The organism is Sphingomonas psychrotolerans, assembly GCF_002796605.1.
Lineage (GTDB): Bacteria > Pseudomonadota > Alphaproteobacteria > Sphingomonadales > Sphingomonadaceae > Sphingomonas > Sphingomonas psychrotolerans.
This window is the reverse complement of the sequence record NZ_CP024923.1, coordinates 3,054,933-3,072,541: the sequence shown is the minus strand read 5'-3', so window position 1 is coordinate 3,072,541 and position 17,609 is coordinate 3,054,933. Positions and strand designations below refer to the sequence as shown.

The 17,609-nt window shown below is 66.5% G+C and carries 18 protein-coding genes; 5 read left to right on the top strand and 13 right to left on the bottom strand.

The window, feature by feature from the left end:
- Nucleotides 1–5 precede the first annotated feature (5 nt).
- Together CVN68_RS13860 and CVN68_RS13855 are read right to left on the bottom strand one after the other, a co-directional pair.
- Nucleotides 6–554: a redoxin domain-containing protein gene (locus CVN68_RS13860; protein WP_100282723.1), complete on the bottom strand. Its 549-nt coding sequence runs from the start codon at nt 552–554 to the stop codon at nt 6–8.
- Between the two features lie 27 nt (nt 555–581).
- Entirely contained in the window at nt 582–1,640 is a 1,059-nt protein-coding gene (locus CVN68_RS13855) for a phospholipase A (RefSeq protein ID WP_100282722.1), read from the bottom strand.
- Nucleotides 1,641–1,705: 65 nt separating this feature from the next.
- On the opposite strand from CVN68_RS13855, the gene hisN reads away from it, so the two are divergent.
- On the top strand, nt 1,706–2,488 hold the full coding sequence (gene hisN / locus CVN68_RS13850) for a histidinol-phosphatase (protein WP_100282721.1): 783 nt from the start codon (nt 1,706–1,708) through the stop codon (nt 2,486–2,488).
- A gap of 160 nt (nt 2,489–2,648) precedes the next feature.
- Here hisN and CVN68_RS13845 read toward each other — a convergent pair whose 3' ends face one another.
- Entirely contained in the window at nt 2,649–3,056 is a 408-nt protein-coding gene (locus CVN68_RS13845; protein WP_100282720.1) for a VOC family protein, read from the bottom strand.
- Nucleotides 3,057–3,094: 38 nt separating this feature from the next.
- Complete coding sequence (locus CVN68_RS13840) at nt 3,095–5,236, bottom strand: AsmA family protein (RefSeq protein ID WP_100282719.1); 2,142 nt, start codon at nt 5,234–5,236, stop codon at nt 3,095–3,097.
- Between the two features lie 216 nt (nt 5,237–5,452).
- On the opposite strand from CVN68_RS13840, the gene rpmI reads away from it, so the two are divergent.
- The 3 genes from rpmI to pdeM all read left to right on the top strand — a co-directional run bounded on the left by rpmI (nt 5,453) and on the right by pdeM (nt 6,813).
- Entirely contained in the window at nt 5,453–5,656 is a 204-nt protein-coding gene (gene rpmI / locus CVN68_RS13835) for a 50S ribosomal protein L35 (protein ID WP_100282718.1), read from the top strand.
- Nucleotides 5,657–5,668: 12 nt separating this feature from the next.
- Complete coding sequence (gene rplT, locus CVN68_RS13830) at nt 5,669–6,034, top strand: 50S ribosomal protein L20 (protein WP_029936734.1); 366 nt, start codon at nt 5,669–5,671, stop codon at nt 6,032–6,034.
- A gap of 116 nt (nt 6,035–6,150) precedes the next feature.
- Entirely contained in the window at nt 6,151–6,813 is a 663-nt protein-coding gene (gene pdeM, locus CVN68_RS13825; protein ID WP_100282717.1) for a ligase-associated DNA damage response endonuclease PdeM, read from the top strand.
- Here pdeM and CVN68_RS13820 read toward each other — a convergent pair.
- The 6 genes from CVN68_RS13820 to CVN68_RS13795 all read right to left on the bottom strand — a co-directional run bounded on the left by CVN68_RS13820 (nt 6,810) and on the right by CVN68_RS13795 (nt 12,319).
- Nucleotides 6,810–7,496, bottom strand: a complete 687-nt coding sequence (locus CVN68_RS13820) for a GIN domain-containing protein (protein WP_158298886.1) — start codon at nt 7,494–7,496, stop codon at nt 6,810–6,812. The genes pdeM and CVN68_RS13820 overlap by 4 nt on opposite strands.
- A gap of 38 nt (nt 7,497–7,534) precedes the next feature.
- Complete coding sequence (locus tag CVN68_RS13815) at nt 7,535–8,248, bottom strand: head GIN domain-containing protein (protein WP_100282715.1); 714 nt, start codon at nt 8,246–8,248, stop codon at nt 7,535–7,537.
- A 111-nt stretch (nt 8,249–8,359) separates the two neighbouring features.
- Nucleotides 8,360–8,893, bottom strand: coding sequence for a CarD family transcriptional regulator (locus CVN68_RS13810; protein ID WP_100282714.1), 534 nt, complete (start codon nt 8,891–8,893; stop codon nt 8,360–8,362).
- A 253-nt stretch (nt 8,894–9,146) separates the two neighbouring features.
- Entirely contained in the window at nt 9,147–9,485 is a 339-nt protein-coding gene (gene fdxA, locus CVN68_RS13805) for a ferredoxin FdxA (RefSeq protein ID WP_100282713.1), read from the bottom strand.
- A 58-nt stretch (nt 9,486–9,543) separates the two neighbouring features.
- Nucleotides 9,544–9,852: a S4 domain-containing protein gene (locus tag CVN68_RS13800; RefSeq protein ID WP_100282712.1), complete on the bottom strand. Its 309-nt coding sequence runs from the start codon at nt 9,850–9,852 to the stop codon at nt 9,544–9,546.
- A complete protein-coding gene (locus CVN68_RS13795) occupies nt 9,845–12,319 on the bottom strand; it encodes a helicase-related protein (RefSeq protein WP_100282711.1) in 2,475 nt (824 codons plus the stop codon). Before CVN68_RS13795 ends, CVN68_RS13800 begins: the two co-directional genes overlap by 8 nt.
- Before the next feature lie 195 nt (nt 12,320–12,514).
- Here CVN68_RS13795 and CVN68_RS13790 point away from each other — a divergent pair, with 195 nt between their 5' ends.
- Complete coding sequence (locus CVN68_RS13790) at nt 12,515–14,059, top strand: M23 family metallopeptidase (protein ID WP_233503354.1); 1,545 nt, start codon at nt 12,515–12,517, stop codon at nt 14,057–14,059.
- A 92-nt stretch (nt 14,060–14,151) separates the two neighbouring features.
- On the opposite strand, the gene CVN68_RS13785 is transcribed toward CVN68_RS13790, so the two are convergent.
- From CVN68_RS13785 to CVN68_RS13775, 3 genes are all read right to left on the bottom strand, one after another.
- Nucleotides 14,152–15,825 (bottom strand): ATP-binding protein, encoded by a 1,674-nt coding sequence (locus CVN68_RS13785; protein WP_100282710.1) that lies wholly within the window; start codon nt 15,823–15,825, stop codon nt 14,152–14,154.
- A gap of 81 nt (nt 15,826–15,906) precedes the next feature.
- On the bottom strand, nt 15,907–16,629 hold the full coding sequence (locus CVN68_RS13780; RefSeq protein ID WP_100284413.1) for a TIGR02186 family protein: 723 nt from the start codon (nt 16,627–16,629) through the stop codon (nt 15,907–15,909).
- A 59-nt stretch (nt 16,630–16,688) separates the two neighbouring features.
- Nucleotides 16,689–17,603, bottom strand: coding sequence for a sulfite exporter TauE/SafE family protein (locus CVN68_RS13775; protein WP_100282709.1), 915 nt, complete (start codon nt 17,601–17,603; stop codon nt 16,689–16,691).
- Nucleotides 17,604–17,609: the final 6 nt, after the last annotated feature.

The following is a 17,609-nucleotide window of genomic DNA, read 5'->3' as shown; positions in this document are numbered from 1 at the left end:
CCGGATCAGCCCCGCTTGCCCGCCTTGAGCTTGCGCACCGCATCGAGCGTCAGCCGGATATGACTGCCCGGATTCATGTCGGTGTGCGCGAAGACGATGTGGCCATCGGGCGCGATTACATAGCTGGTGCGGCTGGTGATCGTCGTCGCCGTGCCGTCGGGCTTCTTGAGCAGCACGTCATAGCCCTTGATCACTGCCGGGCTCGCTGCGGCGACGGCGAATTTGCCAGCGCAATGCTCGCTCGAGAAGGCGACGAGCTTGTCGACATTGCCTGCGGTCATGCCGATCACGGTTGCGCCTGCTTTGGTGAAATCCGGCAGCGCCGCGGCAAAGGCGGCCGCTTCGGCATTGCAGCCGCCGGTAAACGCCGCCGGGAAGAAATAGAGCACGACCGGGCCCTTTTTGAGCGCGGCCTTGAGGTTCACGCTGTGCGGTTTGCCGGCCATCGCGCCACCGGCCGAGAAAGCGGGGGCCACTGCGCCGGGCGCGAGCGCCGCCTCGACCGGCAGCGACAAGGGCAGAAGCAGGGCAGCGAAGAGAAGCTTGGTCCGCATGGCATCACTCCTGTAGGTCGGGTCGGTCTATCGCGTCAGTGCGATGCCGATCCGTGCATGGGTGTCGTTCCGTCGATAATCGTCGAGCGCCTCACCATAGCCGGTAAAGGCCTGGCCGAAGAGATAGAATCCGATCCCCCCGCCGAGCGGCGCCAGCGGCCAGGAGACGAACAGCTCGGCACCGCCGCGCCTCGTGTCGAAATTGCCGCGGCCGGTGAGTGCCAGCTTGAGCCCGTCTTTTTGGCGGATCGCGGCGGTGAGCGCGGTATAGCCGAGATAGTCCTTCACGTCGGGCGCGGTGCCGAACTTGCCTACATAGAACCAGGCTTGCGGCGCGACATCGAGATGCCAGTCGCCGCCGAGATCGAAGCTCTTCTCGACGCGGCCGAAGATGCGATTGACGTCGATCGAATTGACCATGCCCCGCCCGTTCGAATCGTGCCGCCAGCCGAGCGCGACCCTGGTGCTCTCATTGAAGGGAATGTCGGCATAGACTTCGGGGCTGTAATTGGTCGAGCGGAACGGACCCGAGGGCTCGCGCAGCGCCCAGAACATCGTCTGGGTGTAGGCGAAGCGCAGATTGCCGAGCTTGAGCGGGGCGTCCTCGGCAAAGGGCCGGAAGGCGAAGCTGACCTGCAGCTTGCCGCCGGCATCGCCGGTGCCGAACACGCCGTAGATCGGTTCGTGCGGCTCGAAGCGATCGACGAACGCCGCCGACGTACCGGTCGAGCTCTGGACCACCGTCTCCTCGGCGGGGATGATTGCGGCCGGGTGCTGCGCCGACGGAGGCACCGCGGCCTGCGCGACGCTCACCGGCACGTAGCGCGCCTTGGCGAAGCTGCCGGGCGCAATCACGGGCGTGGGGCCGGGGACCCGTTCGAGCACGAGCCGGGTGCCGTCCACCGCAGTGACTTCGATCTGGCGCGGCCCCGAATCCACGATCGGCGCCGCGCTCTCGTTGACGAGGAACACCTCGACTCCGCGCAGCGCCTCGACTTCGGAGGCCGGCTGGGCGGGCACCGCGCGCAGCTGCGCCGCGGCCGGCGTGGCGAGCGAAACGGCGATGGCGAGCAGGAAAAGGCGCATCGCCGAAACGACTGGCAGCGCTTTGTGACCTTGGCGAGTCAAAAACGGGCGGGTAGGGCTGAGCCATGCCCGTTTCCTCCAATGATATCGCGCTCGCCGAGCGTCTTGCCGACGCCGCCGGCGCCGCGATCCGCCCGCGCTTTCGCGGTTCGTTCGGGCTGGAGGCCAAAGACGATCTGTCGCCGGTGACTCTCGCGGACCGCGAAGCCGAGGAGGCGATGCGCCGGCTGATCGTCGCCGAGCGCCCGATGGACGGCATCATCGGCGAGGAATTCGGCATCCGCGAAGGCAGCAGCGGCCGCCAATGGGTGCTCGATCCGATCGACGGCACCCGCGCCTTCATCGCCGGCCGCCCGATCTTCGGCACCCTGATCGCCTTGCTGGAGGATGGCTGGCCGGTGCTCGGAATCATCGATCAGCCGATCATCGGCGAGCGCTGGCTCGGCGTCGCCGGGCGCCCGACCTTGTTCAACGGCAAGCCCGCACAGGCGCGCGCCTGTCGCGAGCTGAAGGGGGCGATCCTCGCCACCACGTCGCCGGCCTTGTTCGACGACGATCAGCTCCATGCCTTCGAACATCTCGACGCAGCGGTGATGAGCACGGTGCTGGGCGGCGACTGTTATAATTACGGCTGCGTCGCCAGCGGCTGGATGGACGTCGTGGTCGAGGCCGGGCTCAAGCTCCACGACTTCGCGGCTTTGGTGCCGGTGGTCGAGGGCGCGGGCGGGCGGATGTGCGACTGGCAGGGCGATCCACTCCACGCCGGCAGCAACGGCGAAGTGATCGCCGCGGGCGACCCGGCGCGCGTCGAGGACATCCTCGAGGCACTGGCCTGCCGGGGACATTGACTCGGCAAAGTTGCGGGAGTCGCGGTCCATTCGTAAACTTTGCCCCGGGCCGGAGCGGACCAACGAATCAGGGGCGGCGCGAAAGGGTCGGCGGCGCGGCATCGGGCCAGCCAAGCAGGCCAAATCCTACATTGCAAGGAAGATGGCGGTTGCGCTGGCGTTACGCCTTTAACGGGCCGCCGATCGACCAATGATGACCGAACGGATCGTCGAGCTGGCCGTAACGATCGCCCCAGAACTGGTTGTCGAGCGGCATTCGCACGGTTGCGCCGGCAGCGAGCGCGCGCTCCCACCATTGGTCGGCATCCTCGGTGTGGATGTGGAGCGTGACACCCGCCGGAACCGCGACGCCGCCGGTATATTCGGGGAAATCGTCGTTGAGCATCAGCGAACCCCCGTTAATCTTGAGATGCGAATGCATGATCCGCGTTCCATCTTCGGCAAGGTGTCGGCCGATCTCCTCGGCGCCGAACGCCGCCTGGTAGAAATCGACCGCCGCGCTGCCTTTGCCGTCGCGGATCGTGAGGTGCGCTGTGACGCCGTGCATCGGGTCTTGTTCGTCAGCCATACTCGCTCTCCTGAGTCGGGTGGCGCGAGTGTAGCGGTTCAGAAGATGCCGAGGAACTTCTTGCGCTGCTTCTGGCGGTCGCCCTTCGAGCGCTTGCCGTCTTCGGACTTGGCGGTGGTGCCCTTGCCGACATCGTCGCGCGGCTTACCCTTGTCGGTGCGCTGGCCGCCCGCCGAGGCGCCGGCGAGCACCGGGCCGCAATCGGCGGCCTTGGCATCGCCGACATCGACGAAGGCGATCACTGCCGCCAACGGGCTGGCGACGAGCGCGAGGCCTATCCCGGCGCCGGCGCGCCCGATCAGCTCCGGGCTGATCACGTTGAAGCTCGGCCGCGCGAAATAGCCGCCGATGCTCACCGGCGACTGGCCGGCGAACAGGCTGAACTTCTTGCTGTCGGCCCGGAAGGCCATGTCGATCGTCTCGTTCTTGAAGCTGAACCCGCCGCGGCCGAGCATCACGTTCTTCTGCGTATCGATCAGGATCGGGTCGGCCGCGGCGATGCCGCCCCGCACGCTGAAGCCGATCAGCCCGCAATTGATCTGCACCGGCTCCTTCAATTTCTTCTCGAACATCTTCTGGACGAAGGTGCCGATGTCGAGTTCGGAGAGTTGGATGTTGCGTGTCCAGAAGCTGCCCTTGGGCAGGATTACTGCGATGCGGCCGTTCGAATTGGCCAGCGAATCGTGCACGCTGTTGCCCGAACCGGTCAGCTGGACCCGCGCCTTCAAGGTGCCGGTAGTCCCCGATTCCTCGACCCCGAAGCCGGCGAGCAGCACGCCCATCGGAGTGGGCGAGAGGCGGATGTCATAGTCGGTGAAGACCGGCTGGCGGCGCGCGTTGATCGTGATGTCCGAATTGACCGTGCCGCGCGCGAGGCTGAAATTGAGCGGGCTGAGCTTGAGCAGCCGATTGTCGAGGTCGAGCCCGAGCGTGATGTTCGAGATCGGCAGCTTCTCGGCCCGCACGGTGCGCACCGTCCAGTTGACCTTGGCGTCGAAGTTCTTGAGCGATTCGACCCGGAGCGGAGCGTCGGGAAGGATCCGCGGGGTACCCGCGGCCTGCGTCACTACCGCGCCCGCGGCAGACGCCTGCGGGCTGTAGCCGATGAATGGCCCGGCATCGATGATGTCGAGCACGCGCGTCGCCAGATCGGCGGTGAGCAGCAGCCGCGGCTCCTTGAGTGCCACGGTGAACTTGCCCGACAGATCGCTGGCGCCGAAGCGGCCGCGCAAGCCGGTGAAGCGCCATTCATCGCCGCGCTTGGTCGTCGCCGCGCGCAGCCGGTAATTGCGGGTGTCGGGGACGGCGATGCCGAACACTGCGAAGATGTCGGCGAGGTTCTGGCCGCGCGCGTCGACATGGAGATCCGCACCCTCGAGCTCGGTCGCGCCGGGGAGCGTGCCCGAAACGTCGATGTTGGTGCGCACGCCCTCGACATGGAGCTGGAGTTCGTTCTCGCCGCCGCTGACCGTGGCGTTGGGACTCAGCAACGCGCCGTTCAGCGTGAAGCGCGTGCCGCGGGCAGTACCGTTGCCGTCGAAGCGGACGGCGTTGGCGACCTTGGTGTCGGTCGCCTCGACGGTGTGGACGCGGATCGCGGCCTCGATTTGCATCCGCGGATCGACATAGCGGACCAACGTGCCCTGGACGAGCGCGCGGCGGATCGCGGGAAGCTCGAACGGGTCGCCCTTCTTCTTCTGGCTGAAGGTCCATGTGTTGCGCTCGCCGGCCTTGTCCCATTGCAGATCGACATGGCCGTCCTCGATCCCCACCCAGTTGAAACGATATTTATGCGCGAACAGGCTCCAGGTGGAGATGCGCGTATCGATCTTCTTCGCCGAGAAGAAATTGCCGCGGCCAGCCCATTCGGGGTTCGAGACCGTCAGCCCTTCGGCGAGAAACTTGACGTTGAACGGGGCGAAATAGAGCTGGAAGTCGCCCGCGACATGCACGTTGCGATGGGTCTGCGCGGCGGCGATACGCTCGAAGGTGGATTTGAGAAAGCGTCCCTTGGTGACGAACAAAACCGTCCAGGCGAGCACGATCAGGCCGAGGAGGGTGGTGACGACGGCGATGATACTGGCCAAGGGCGTGCCTGGCGCGTGTGCGGGCCTTGCCGGAGAATCGCCGATCGGTGGCGCGGCCTCGGGAGTGGTGATTGAGGAGTCCCGGTCTGCCATCTGGGACAAAAAGCCTGTAGACCCTGAGGGTTCCGTTCCCCTTCCGTTTGCGGAGAGGTTAGGGGAAGGGCCCGACGGGGAGGGCCGCGCCGGACTCAGGTTGCATTGCGCGCCGTTCACGGTTATGCGCCCCGCTTTCCTCGAACGTCAGGAACACGCCCGGCCATCAAGGGCTGCCGCGGCTGTTCGCACGTTCGAGATTGCAAGGAGACCAAAATGCCCAAGCTCAAGACCAAGAGCGGTGTGAAGAAACGCTTCAAATTCACCGCCACTGGCAAGATCAAGCACGGATTCGCTGGCAAGCGTCACCGTCTGATCAGCCACAACGCCAAATATATCCGCCAGAATCGCGGCACTTCCGTGCTTGCTCATGCCGATACCGCTCGTGTGGTCGGCTGGGCTCCGTACGGTCTGAAGTAAGGAGCCCGAGACATGGCACGCGTCAAACGGGGTGTTACCACCCGCGCCAAGCACAAGAACATTCTGGAACAGGCGAAGGGCTATCGCGGCCGTCGCAAGAACACGATCCGCATCGCGCGGCAGGCCGTCGAGAAGGCCGGCCAGTACGCGTATCGCGACCGCAAGGTTAAGAAGCGGACCTTCCGGGGTCTGTGGATCCAGCGCATCAACGCCGGCGTCCGCGCCGAAGGCCTGACCTATTCGCAGTTCATGCACGGGCTCAAGCTCGCCGGCATCGAACTCGACCGGAAGGTCTTGGCCGACATCGCGATGCACGAAGGCGAGGCGTTCAGCGCCATCGTCGCGCAGGCGAAAGCGGCTTTGCCCCAGGCCGCCTGAGGCAGTCCGAAGCACGAAATCGAAGGGCGTCGGGGCTTGGCTCCGGCGCCCTTTTCGTGGCCGCGCCCTTACTTGCGGAGTTGACAGCGGGACCCCGGTGGCCGGATAGCCGGGGCATGGTTCCCCTTTCGTTCGGCAGTCATGATTTCGAGGCGTTGGCAGAAGGCGCGCTCTATTGGCGTGCCCGGCGGGCATTGCTCGTCGCCGATCTGCATTTCGAAAAGGGCAGCTGGTTCGCGAGCAAGGGGCAGATGCTGCCGCCTTACGATTCGCTGGCGACGCTCAGCCAGCTGGCGGCTTTGGTCGATCGTACCGGAGCGGCGGAATTATGGTGCCTCGGAGACAGTTTCCATGATTCGGCAGGCTGCGAGCGACTTCCCGCCGATGCCCGCGCGCTGCTCACCGGGCTGACCGCGCGGCTCGACTGGCGTTGGATCACCGGCAATCACGATTCGCTGCTCGTCGATCATTGCGGCGGGACGATCCTCGAGGAAGCCGAGGTCGACGGGCTCGTGCTTCGCCACGAGGCCGTACCGGGCGAGCCGCGGCCCGAGCTTTCGGGGCATTTCCATCCCAAGCTGCGGATCAGCGTGCGCGGCCGGCAAGTGGCGCGGCGCTGCTTCGTCGCCACCGCGACCAAGCTGATCCTGCCGGCGTTCGGCGCGCTCACCGGTGGGCTGGATGCGCATCATCCCGAGATCGTCCGCGCGGTCGGCCGCGGTGCGCAGGCGCTGGTCGCGCTCGACGATCGGCTGCTGCGCTTCCCGCTGGCCGCCTAGCGCCGGACGATCGTCCCCGAACATGCCATCGGCCCGGGGCCGCGCAGCGTGCATTCGGGCTTGCCGGTGATGGTGATCCCGCCGCTGGCCAGCGCCGTCGCGCGCGCAGTGAAGCGCACATCGATCCGGATGTTGCCGCTGCTCTCCGAAGTGAGGCTGGCATCGCCGGCGGTGAGGCCGCTCGCGTCGATCGAACCTGCGCCGTAATTGCGTATTCGGGCGCGCTGGGCGGTACCGGCCAGCGTCATCGTGCCGGTGCCGGTGAGGCTGGCGTTGAGATCGTCGGTGCGGATCGACGCTATTTCGAGCGTTCCCGTCCCGGTCTGCAGCAGTTCGACGCGGGCGCCGCGCATCTCCGCGACGCGCACCCTGGCGCCGCCGTTGAGGATCACCCCGCGCAGCGACCGGCTGGAGACACGCAGCGTCGGCAGCGTCCCCTTGCGGCCGGCCTGCGAGAGCGGGCCGCTGCTCACCACCAATGTATCGCCGTTGCTCCGCACCGAGACCTGATCGAGCGCGACACGGTCGCCGAACGCCGTTGCCCCGGGGGCGCCGGGAACGACCTCGACTTCGAACGGGCCGTCGACGCGTAGCCGCTCGAAGTCGCTGATCATGAAGCGGCGGTCCTGTGCCGGCGCGGCGGCGACGAGGAACAGCAACGGAGCGAGGAGCAGCGGACGCATCGCGCGACAGTCGCGCGGCGCGCCTGCCCAGGCAAGCTTTAGCTGCAGCGCGCCTCGCCCGAGCCCACTGCGTTGACCGAGCATTTGGCCCCGCCGCCGAGTTCGGCATCGCCCGATCCGACGATCGAGACCGAAGCCGGCCCCTTGACGGTGCCGAAGACATTGCCCGAACCGGCGATCGAGACATCGGCGTTCGCGGCGGTAAGGCGCCTGGCGTCGATGTTGCCCGAACCGGCGATCGAGGCGGACAGCTTCGACGCGCTTCCCGCGACGCTCATATCGCCCGATCCGGCCACCGACAGGTCGGCACTGCCGGCGCGAAGATCGGCGATGGTGAGATTGCCCGATCCGGAGACAGCGCCGCCGAAATCGCCCTCGGCGCGGTCGACGGTGAGATCGCCCGAGCCCCCCACGGCAGCCGCAGTGAGCCTGGGCATGACGACATGCACGCGCGCACCGCGGTCATTGCTGAACCATTTGCTGTCCTTGCGGGCGACGCGGAGCGTGCCGTTGACCACCCGGATGTCGAGCTGGTCGAGGACCTTCGTATCGCCCTCGGCGGTCACTGCGAAATTCGCCCCGGTCTTGACGTCGACATCGTCCGAGCCGCGCAATTCGACGCCAGTGAAGCCGGTAGCGGCGAAGGTGCGCGTGGCGCCGCTGCCGCTCGCCTGCGCGGCCTCGCCCTTCTTCTCCCAATTGGATTGGCATGCGGCCAGCGGCAGCAGCGCGACGATCAGCAACATACGCATTTCCTTCTCCCGAACCCGTGTATTACATGATCAATACACCAGATGGCGGAAAAGGAAAAGGGGCGGCGGTTTCCCGCGCGCCCCTTGCCGGTTTTCGACAAGTCCCCGGGATCAGGCGGGAACCTTGTCCTTGTTCCAGATCGCTGCGGCCTTGCGCAGGATGTCGAGGATCTTCTCGAGCGCGGTCGGCTCGTCGACTTCTTCCATCGCGGCGAGTTCGCGCGCGAGGCGGCTGGCGGCGGCTTCGAAGATCTGGCGCTCCGAATAGCTCTGCTCGGGCTGGTCTTCGGCGCGGAACAGATCGCGGACCACTTCGGCGATCGACACGAGGTCGCCCGAATTGATCTTGGCTTCATATTCCTGTGCGCGGCGCGACCACATGGTGCGCTTGACCTTGGGCTTGCCCTTGAGCGTCTCGAGCGCCTCGCGGAGCGTCTTGTCGCTCGAAAGCTTGCGCATCCCGACGCTCTCGGCCTTGTTGGTGGGCACGCGCAGCGTCATCTTCTCTTTTTCGAAGCGCAGCACATAGAGTTCGAGCTGCATGCCCGCAATTTCCTGTTTCTGCAGCTCGATAACACGGCCCACGCCGTGCTTGGGGTAAACGACATAATCGCCGACGTCGAAGGACAGCGCCTTGGCAGCCATGGGCTAGAGACCTTTCCGTGAATAACTGGTCCCGAACGGGTGCGGCGTCGGCCCTGACGCGGCTGGCGTCGGGCAGGCGGTTCGGGACAACAACCTATGCTTCTCCGGGCGGAAGGGCGATTTACCGCCTCCGTCCCGGACTATTTAACACGGTTGCAATAAAATTACCAGCCGCGCGTCATCCTCGCAGCGCATTTATGTGCACTGCGGCGAAGATTCCTGTCGATGGCCGGGCGCGGGGGGGCGCCGGGGATCAGCTTCCGGTGCCGGGGCTCGTCGAGAAATACTTCTCGAACTTGCCTTCCTCACCCTTCAACGCGTCGGCATCGGCGGGAACGTCGCCCTTCTGGGTGATGTTCGGCCATTCCTCGGAATAGGTCTTGTTGAGCTCGAGCCACTGTTCGAGGCCGTTCTCGGTATCGGGCAGGATCGCCTCGGCGGGGCATTCGGGCTCGCAGACGCCGCAGTCGATGCACTCGCTGGGGTTGATGACGAGCATGTTCTCGCCTTCGTAGAAACAGTCGACCGGGCACACCTCGACGCAATCCATGTACTTGCACCGGATGCAGGCGTCGGTGACGACATAGGTCATGGCAGGTCGGCTCCCCTGAGCGGCAATTGAGCGGCAATGGTCTGTAACGCGGCCCCTGCTATGCCCCGGATTCTGCGGCGTCAACGTTTCTGGGGCTCGCGGTTTCCAGTCGCGTGTAGAGTTGGGCCGCCTCGGCCGGCGGACCGCGGCGCTTCGGCAATGCCTCTACCCGCAGCGCTAGCACCTTGCCGTAGAGCGGGAAGACGATGATCGTCCCGACGCGCACTGCCGCCGCCGAACGCTCGATCCGGCGCCCATCGAGGCGCAGCGTGCCTTTTTCGGCGATCGCCTGCGCCGCGCTGCGCGACTTGGCGAGGCGAGCGAACCACAGGAAGCGGTCGAGCCGGAGAGTCTCGCCGTCAGCCATCGCGCAATCCCGCGAGTGCCGCGAAGGCATTGTCGATGGGCGCGGCACGGGGCCTCGCGACGGGTGTCAGGCCTTGCCAGATCCAGCGCTGCGGCTCGCCGTCACGCGGCTTCGCAGTTTTGAAGCCGAGTTGCGCCATCAGCCGGGCCAGCGTCTCGGTGGAAAGGCCGATCGAAGTGGCAAGCGCGGGATCGGGTGCGAAGGGCTTGCGCCCCTGCCGGGCGTCGTGCGCGGCGCGTGCGATTCGCTCGACCAGATCGACGCGAACCGCCTGCGCGCCCAGCGGGCGGTAGCCATAAGCGAGATCGGCGCCGGGGGCATTGCGTGCGAGCACTGTCGTGCCTTCGGCAGGCGCATCGGCCAGCCCCATCAGTGCGCGCCGCCAGCGCGCGGCGACGGGCTTGAGCAAGGCGGGCGCGAACAGGTCGAGCGTGCCGATCGTCACCCCGATTGATCGCAGCTGCTTGCGCGCGTCGCCGTCGAGGCTTTCGACCAAAATCGCGGCAGCCCGGCGCGGGAGCAGTCCACCGGAATCGAGCAGCGCGTTCGCCAGCGCGCGGAGCGGACTGCCGGCGGCAGGATCGCGGCTGGCGGCGTCGAGCTTGGCGAGGACGGGGAGATGGCGCTCGATCTGCGTGGCGAACCACGTCTCGAGCCGCGCCTGCACTGCGCTGCGCGCCTGCGGGTCGAGCACATCGAGTGCGCGATCGATCGTGATCCTGGGGCGAACCAGATTGACGCCGGGCCGCAGCATCGCGACCGCGAAGCCGCGCCATTCCACGGCATTGTTCGCAATAGCGAGATCGGCATCGCTCGACTCGATCAGCGCCTCGCCGCGTTTGCGAAATTCGCCCGCCAGCCTTTTCTCCGCCGCCGCGAGCAACATGCGCTTGTCCGCCGCCCGCGCTTCGGCCTGCACAGTGAAGCGGAAGCCCTCGAGCTTGCCCAGCGGATGCTCCTCGACGCTGACTTCGCCTTGCGCGCCGATCGTCACCGGCAGGTCCGAGGCGCCGGCGCCGATCTGGCGGAGCAATATTGTGGTGCGCTTGTCGACGAAGCGCTGGGTAAGGCTGGCGTGAAGCGCGTCGGAAAGCTTTTCCTCGATCGCTCGCGTACGTTCGGCCCAGTGGATCGGGTCCTCGAGCCAGTCGGCGCGGTGGGCGATATAGGCCCAGCTGCGCGCCGCGGCGATCCGTCCCGCAAGCGTTTCGACATCGCCGGCCATATTGTCCAGCCGCGCGATCTCGTCGGCGAACCATTGGTGCGGAACATGGCCATTGGCTTCGGAGAGGTGCCCGAACAGCCGGCCGACGAAGCGCGCATGCGGATCGACGCCCAGCTTGCGGAAATCGGGTAGGCCGCACGCCGCCCAGAGCCGCATCACCATCCGCGGCGCGCACACCCGCGCGCGCACCCAATCCTCTTCGGCGAGATGCTTGAGCACGGCGAGGTCCACCGCCTGCGGTGCGGCACGCAGCGCCTCGTCGCGGGGCTTGGCCTCGAGGCTGGCGATCAGCGCGTCGATGCTGGCGAAATCGGGCGCGCCTTCGCGCCAGAAGAGATGTTCGAGCCGGGGCACTTGATGCGCTTCGAGTGCCAGCACTTCCTCGGGCGTGAAGGCGCTGGGGCCTTCCTCGTGCAGCGCGCCGAAGGTGCCGTCGCGCTGGTGGCGGCCGGCGCGGCCGGCGATCTGCGCCATTTCCGCAATGGTCAGCCGGCGCTGGCGGCGGCCGTCGAACTTGGAGAGGCTGGCGAAGGCGACATGGTTCACATCCATGTTGAGCCCCATGCCGATCGCGTCGGTGGCGACGAGATAATCGACTTCGCCGGCCTGGAACATCGCGACCTGGGCGTTGCGGGTGCGCGGGGAAAGCGCGCCCATCACCACCGCAGCGCCGCCGCGCAGCCGCCGGAGCGCCTCGGCGACCGCGTAGACTTCCTCGGCCGAAAAGGCGACGATTGCCGAGCGGCGGGGAAGGCGCGAGAGCTTCTTCGCGCCGGCATAGCTCAAGGTCGAGAAGCGCGGGCGGCCAATGATCTCGGCATCGGGCACGAGCGCCTTGAGCATCGGCTTCAGCGAATCCGACCCCAGGATCATCGTTTCGGCATAGCCGCGCGCGCGCAGCAGCCGATCGGTGAAGACGTGCCCGCGCTCGGGGTCTGCGCCGATCTGCGCCTCGTCCAATCCGACGAACGCCACCTCGCGCTCGACTGGCATGCTCTCGGCAGTGCACAATAGCCAGCGGGCTTTCGGGGGCAGGATCTTCTCCTCGCCGGTGACCAGCCCGACCGATTCCACTCCCTTGATTCGGACGACGCGGTCATAGACCTCGCGCGCCAGCAGCCGCAGCGGGAAGCCGATCATGCCGCTGGCATGGCCGCACATCCGCTCGACCGCGAGGTGGGTCTTGCCGGTGTTGGTGGGGCCGAGCACCGCAGTGACCGGCGAACGCGCGAACTGGCTCATGTCGCTTCCAACATCGGTCCGAGTCAGCCCTTAAGCAACACCCCCTGATTGCGAAGCTTCCTTAACCATGTTGAATTATAGGGAGATTTGAGGCTGGACTTCCCTTTACCCCGGCGCCTGCACAGGTCGCCGCAGGCACGGGAACGAACCGGGGTGCTTAATTTGACTTTAAACGCTCTCTTCCACAGTGATTTGGTGTTCGCCGGGGGTGGCGGCACGTTCGACGACGGGGTTTTCGGGGGGCATCGCGCCTTGTTCCTGCGTAACGATCATGGCCTGGAGCTTGGCGGCGGTGCGGTGGTCACGCCTGCGTTTCCGCCTGTGCCCGGCACCGCGCTCAGCACCAGGCTCAAGCGCCGCGTCTTCGCCAATGTCGACCTCGCACCCGATCTCGGCGCGCGCATCGGCACGCTGACCTGGTATCGAGGCGTCGCGACCTGCGTCGGGCTTTGCGCGATGACGTTCCTGATGGCCCCGGGATTCGAGACTCCGATCTACGGGACCGTCGCGCCGGCGCTGATCGGCGCTGATCTCGACGCCGCGCGGGCGCAGGCGATCAAGCCGCTCGCGATGGGCGCAACCATGGGCTACCACGTCGCCGCGACCAGCCTCGTCGCGCCGCTGACCGACACGCCCGAGCGCCCGATCATCAGCCTCGATGCCAAGCTCGCTTCGGGCGACGCGCTGCTCAGCGTCCTCAAGCGGTCGGGCGTCGGTGCCGCCGATGCCGAGCAGGTCGGCGCGTTGGTCACCAAAGCGGTGTCGTTCGACCAGATCCAGCCGGGCACGATGCTCGACATCACATTGGGGCGCCGCACAGACAAGGCGCAAGCACGCCCGCTGCAGAACATGGCGTTCCGCGCCAGGTTCGACCTCAAGCTCGAAGTCGCCCGCAACGGTAACAGCCTGTCGCTCAAGCAGATCCCGATCGCGATCGATCACACGCCCCTGCGCGTCCAGGGTGCGATCGGATCGAGTCTCTATCGCTCGGCGCGTGCCGCCGGCGCGCCAGCCAAGGCTGTCGAATCCTTTATCCGCACGCTGGCGACGCGAGTGCCGGTCTCGCATCTCGGCTCGAACTGCAAGTTCGACATCATCGTCAAGCAGGCGCGTGCCGCCACCGGCGAGGTTCAGCTCGGCAATCTGCTCTATGCCGGAGTCAGCAGCTGCGACAACAAGGTCCAGCTGATGCCGTGGGAGAGCAACGGCAAGACCGAATGGTTCGACGGCGGCGGCAAGGGCAACAAGACCGGGATGATGGCGATGCCGGCCAATGGTCGCTTCTCGTCGGCGTTTGGAATGCGCCGCCATCCGATCCTCGGCTACAACCGCATGCACAAGGGCATCGATATCGCCGCGCCCTGGGGTACCCCGGTCTATGCCGCGACCGACGGCACCGTCCAGTTCGCCGGGCGCAGCGCGGGTTATGGCAATTTCATCAAGCTCAACCATGGCGGCGCGTTCGGCACCGGCTATGGCCATCTCAGCCGCATCGTTGTGCGTGGCGGCCAGAGCGTGCGCAAGGGGCAAGTGATCGGCGCGGTGGGCAATACCGGCATGTCGACCGGTCCGCATCTGCATTATGAGCTGTATAAGAATGGCGTCGCAGTGAATCCGCGCTCGGTGGCGTTCAGCTCGCTGCGCCAGCTGACCGGGAGCGATCTCGGCGCCTTCCGCTCGAAGCTCAGCCAGCTGCTGTCGGTGCCGGTGGGCCGCGGCGCGGCGAAGGACGAGGATTAAGCCCTGACGTCACCCCGGCGAAAGCCGGGCCTCGTGCCGTAAGCGCTTCGTCCGCCGCCTGAGATCCCGGCTTTCGCCGGGATGATGGAAATCTACCGCCCCTGTGAACGCCAGCGCTTGATCGTGCGTTCGAGCATCTGCTCCTCGCCGCCGCTTTCCCGCCACAGCTCGGAGAAGAGCGGATCGTCCGAAGCCGGGCGTTTGCCGTCTTCGAGAGCATCGAACAGCAGGCGGATCGGCGTGGCGACGCCTTCGCCGACCGCGATGCATTCGCGGTTCCTGAGCGCCGGGATCGAATCGAGGAAGCCGCGCGCGCCTTCGGGCATCGCCGCCTTGACGAAGGCCTGGTCGCGCTCGTTGTTGAGCCGCATCGCGAGAATCGTGCCGCACTGCGAGAGCACGCCCTCGGCGAGATCCGAGGGGCGCTGGGTGATCAGGCCGAGCGAGACGCCGTACTTGCGGCCTTCCTTGGCGATCCGGCTCAAGATGCGCCCGACCGACGAGCCGTCGGCATTGCGCTCGTTGGGGACGTAGCGGTGCGCCTCTTCGCAAACCAGCAGCACCGGGCGCTTCGATTCGCCGCGCGACCAGATCGCGAAATCGAACACCATCCGGCTGAGCACCGCGACCACCACCGACGTGATTTCCGAAGGCACGCCCGATACGTCGATGATCGAGATCGGCTTGCCGTCGCCCGGCAGGCGGAAGATGCGCGCGAGGAAGTTCGCCATCGTATCGGCGACGAGCATGCCCGAGAACATGAAGGTGTAGCGCGGATCGGCCTTGATCTCGTCGATCTTGCTGCGCAGGCGCAGATAGGGCGCCGTGTCGGTCGCCTTGTCCATCTTGCCCATTTCGAGCTGGAGGATCTGGGTCAGGTCCGACAGCAGATAGGGGATCGGGGCGTCGACGGTGAGCTTGCCGAATTCCTGCGCCAGCCGGTTCTTGCCCTTGGCGAGCAGGATGCATTTGGCGAGGATGTCGGCATCGACCTGGCGGGCCGAGTTCTGCGTGGTGAGGAACACCTCGCAATGCTCCTCGAAGTTCATCAGCCAATAGGGCATCTGCAGGTTCGAGACGTCGTAGAGCGCGCCGGTGGTCTTGAACGCGCTGCCATATTCGCCGTGCGGGTCGATCATCACGATGTGACCTTGCGGCGAGAGCTCGCAGATCCGGTGGAGGATCAAGGCCGCGGCGGTCGATTTGCCGGTACCCGTCGAGCCGAGCAGCGCGAAATGCTTGCCGAGCATCGCATCGACATAGAGCGCGGCACGAATGTCCCTGGTCGGATAGACATTGCCGATCTCGATGTGCGCGCGGTCGTCGGCGGCGTAGATCTGCTTGAGATCTGCGGTAGAGACCGGGAACACCGCGCAGCCGGGCGTGGGATAGCGCGTTACGCCGCGGCGAAACTTGTAGAGCTTGCCAGTGAGCTTCTCTTCGTCGCCTTCGCCGAGAAAATCGACCTGGGCGAGGATACGGTCGCCGCTGGCATCGAGGCGGAGCGAGCGGACATTGGCGATCAGCCAGGTGCTGCCGACGCGCATCTTGACCTGGCTGCCGACCTGCCCTGAATTGGCGATCGCGGCGTCGCTGCTGGCGCCGAGCGCCTCGACTTCCGCGGGATCGAACATCACCTGGCTCGACGAGCCAGCGATCTCGAGCACCGCGCCGATCGGGCGCCCTGCGGCGCGCGGCGCGGCCGCATCTCCCGACGAAATGGGCGCGGCATTCTCGAAGACGCGCGCGCCAAACTGACCTTCCATCGGATACTCCCCGGGTTTACGCCATGCACCATGCCCGAAGAGGGTAAATTTCAGGTTTCCCGAAGCGCACTTGTCCGACGATCAGAACCGCCGCCACAATGCGCCTGCGCCCCAGCCGAACAGCACCGACAGCGCCACTGCGACGAGGCCATAGGGAATGGAGTAGCGCTCGGCACTGGTCGCGACGAATCGCTCGAAGCCCGATTTGCGGATGTCGATCGGCCGCACTGCGGCGGCGAGCACCCGGCCGTTCTGGATCAGGAAGGTCTCGGCAGTGAAACGCCCGACCGGCACCCGCGCCGGAATGTCGATGCGGGCGCGATAGAGGACGCCGCCGGTGATCTCGACTGCGTGCGAATCCTCGTAGAACAGGCCGCTGCGAGTGCGCAGGGCGACCAGCCCGCGATCGAACCGCGCCTGCACTTCGGGCACCGCGCTCGACGCGGGGGAGAGCTGGAGGCTGTCGACCCCGAGCTCGTAGATCGCCCGGGTCCGCTCGTCGACGATGCCGCGCATCGGGCGCGACGAGGCGACGGCGTAGAAGCTCGGCGCCGAGCGATAGCGCATCGATTCGGCGTTGAGCCAGATGCCCGCGAGCTTTTCCTTCTCGCGAACCAGCACTGCCTGGGTCGGCCCGCGGACCACCACGACAATGTCGACCGGCCCATCCTCGGGATCGGGCGCACGTCCGCGTGGATAGAGGATTGCGCCGAACAGCAGCAATTCGGCGCCGGTGAACGAATAGGCGATCTCGATGTTGCGCTGCGACACGTCGGGAACGAGCACCGGCTTGGCCTGCCCCATCAACAGCGGGGCGGCGAGCATCAACAGGGCGGCGGCCAAGGTCTTTAGAGGCGCCCGCTTCACAGCAATTCGACCGAATAGATTTCGTCGGGCCGCCAGGCGAGCCCGAGCAGCATCCGCAATGCGACTGCGATTACGATCAGCGCCAGCGCGAGGCGGAGATATTCGGGCTTGGCCTTTTGGGCGAAGCGTGCGCCGAGTTGCGCCCCCGCCACCGATCCGATCAGCAACAGCACGGCGAGCACGATGTCGACTGCCTTGGTGGTGGTGGCGTGGACCATCGTCGCCGCCGCGGTGACGAACAGGATCTGGAACAGCGAGGTCCCGACTACGACCTGGGTACCCATGCCGAGCAGATAGAGCATCGCGGGGACGAGAATGAACCCGCCGCCCACGCCGAGCAGCACGGTGAGGATGCCGGTGAAGAAGCCGAGCAGCAACGGCGCGAGCGGCGAGATGTAGAGCCCGGAGCGATAGAAGCGCCAGCGCAGCGGCAGCATCGCGACCAGCGGATGGTGGCGGCGCTTGCGGGCGCGCGGAGGCACGGCACCGCGGCCGACGCGTACCGCGGTGATCGACTCGTGAAGCATCAGCCCGCCGATCGAGCCGAGCATCAGCACGTAGAGAATCGCAATCACCGTATCGATCACGCCGGTGACCTGGAGCAATCGGAACAGGCCCGCGCCGGCGATGCTGCCGACCACGCCGCCGGCGACGAGCACCAGCCCCATATGCACGTCGACGCCGCCGCGGCGGAAATGCGCGAACACGCCCGAGACGCTGGCGCCGGTCACCTGGCTCGCGGCCGAGGCGGCCGCGACGGTGGGCGGGATGCCGTAGAAGATCAGCAGCGGGGTGGTGAGGAAGCCGCCGCCTACGCCGAACATACCCGAAAGCAGGCCGACGCCGAGGCCCAGAGCCACGATCACCAGCGCATTGACCGAGAGATTGGCGATTGGGAGGTACAGATCCATCGGAAG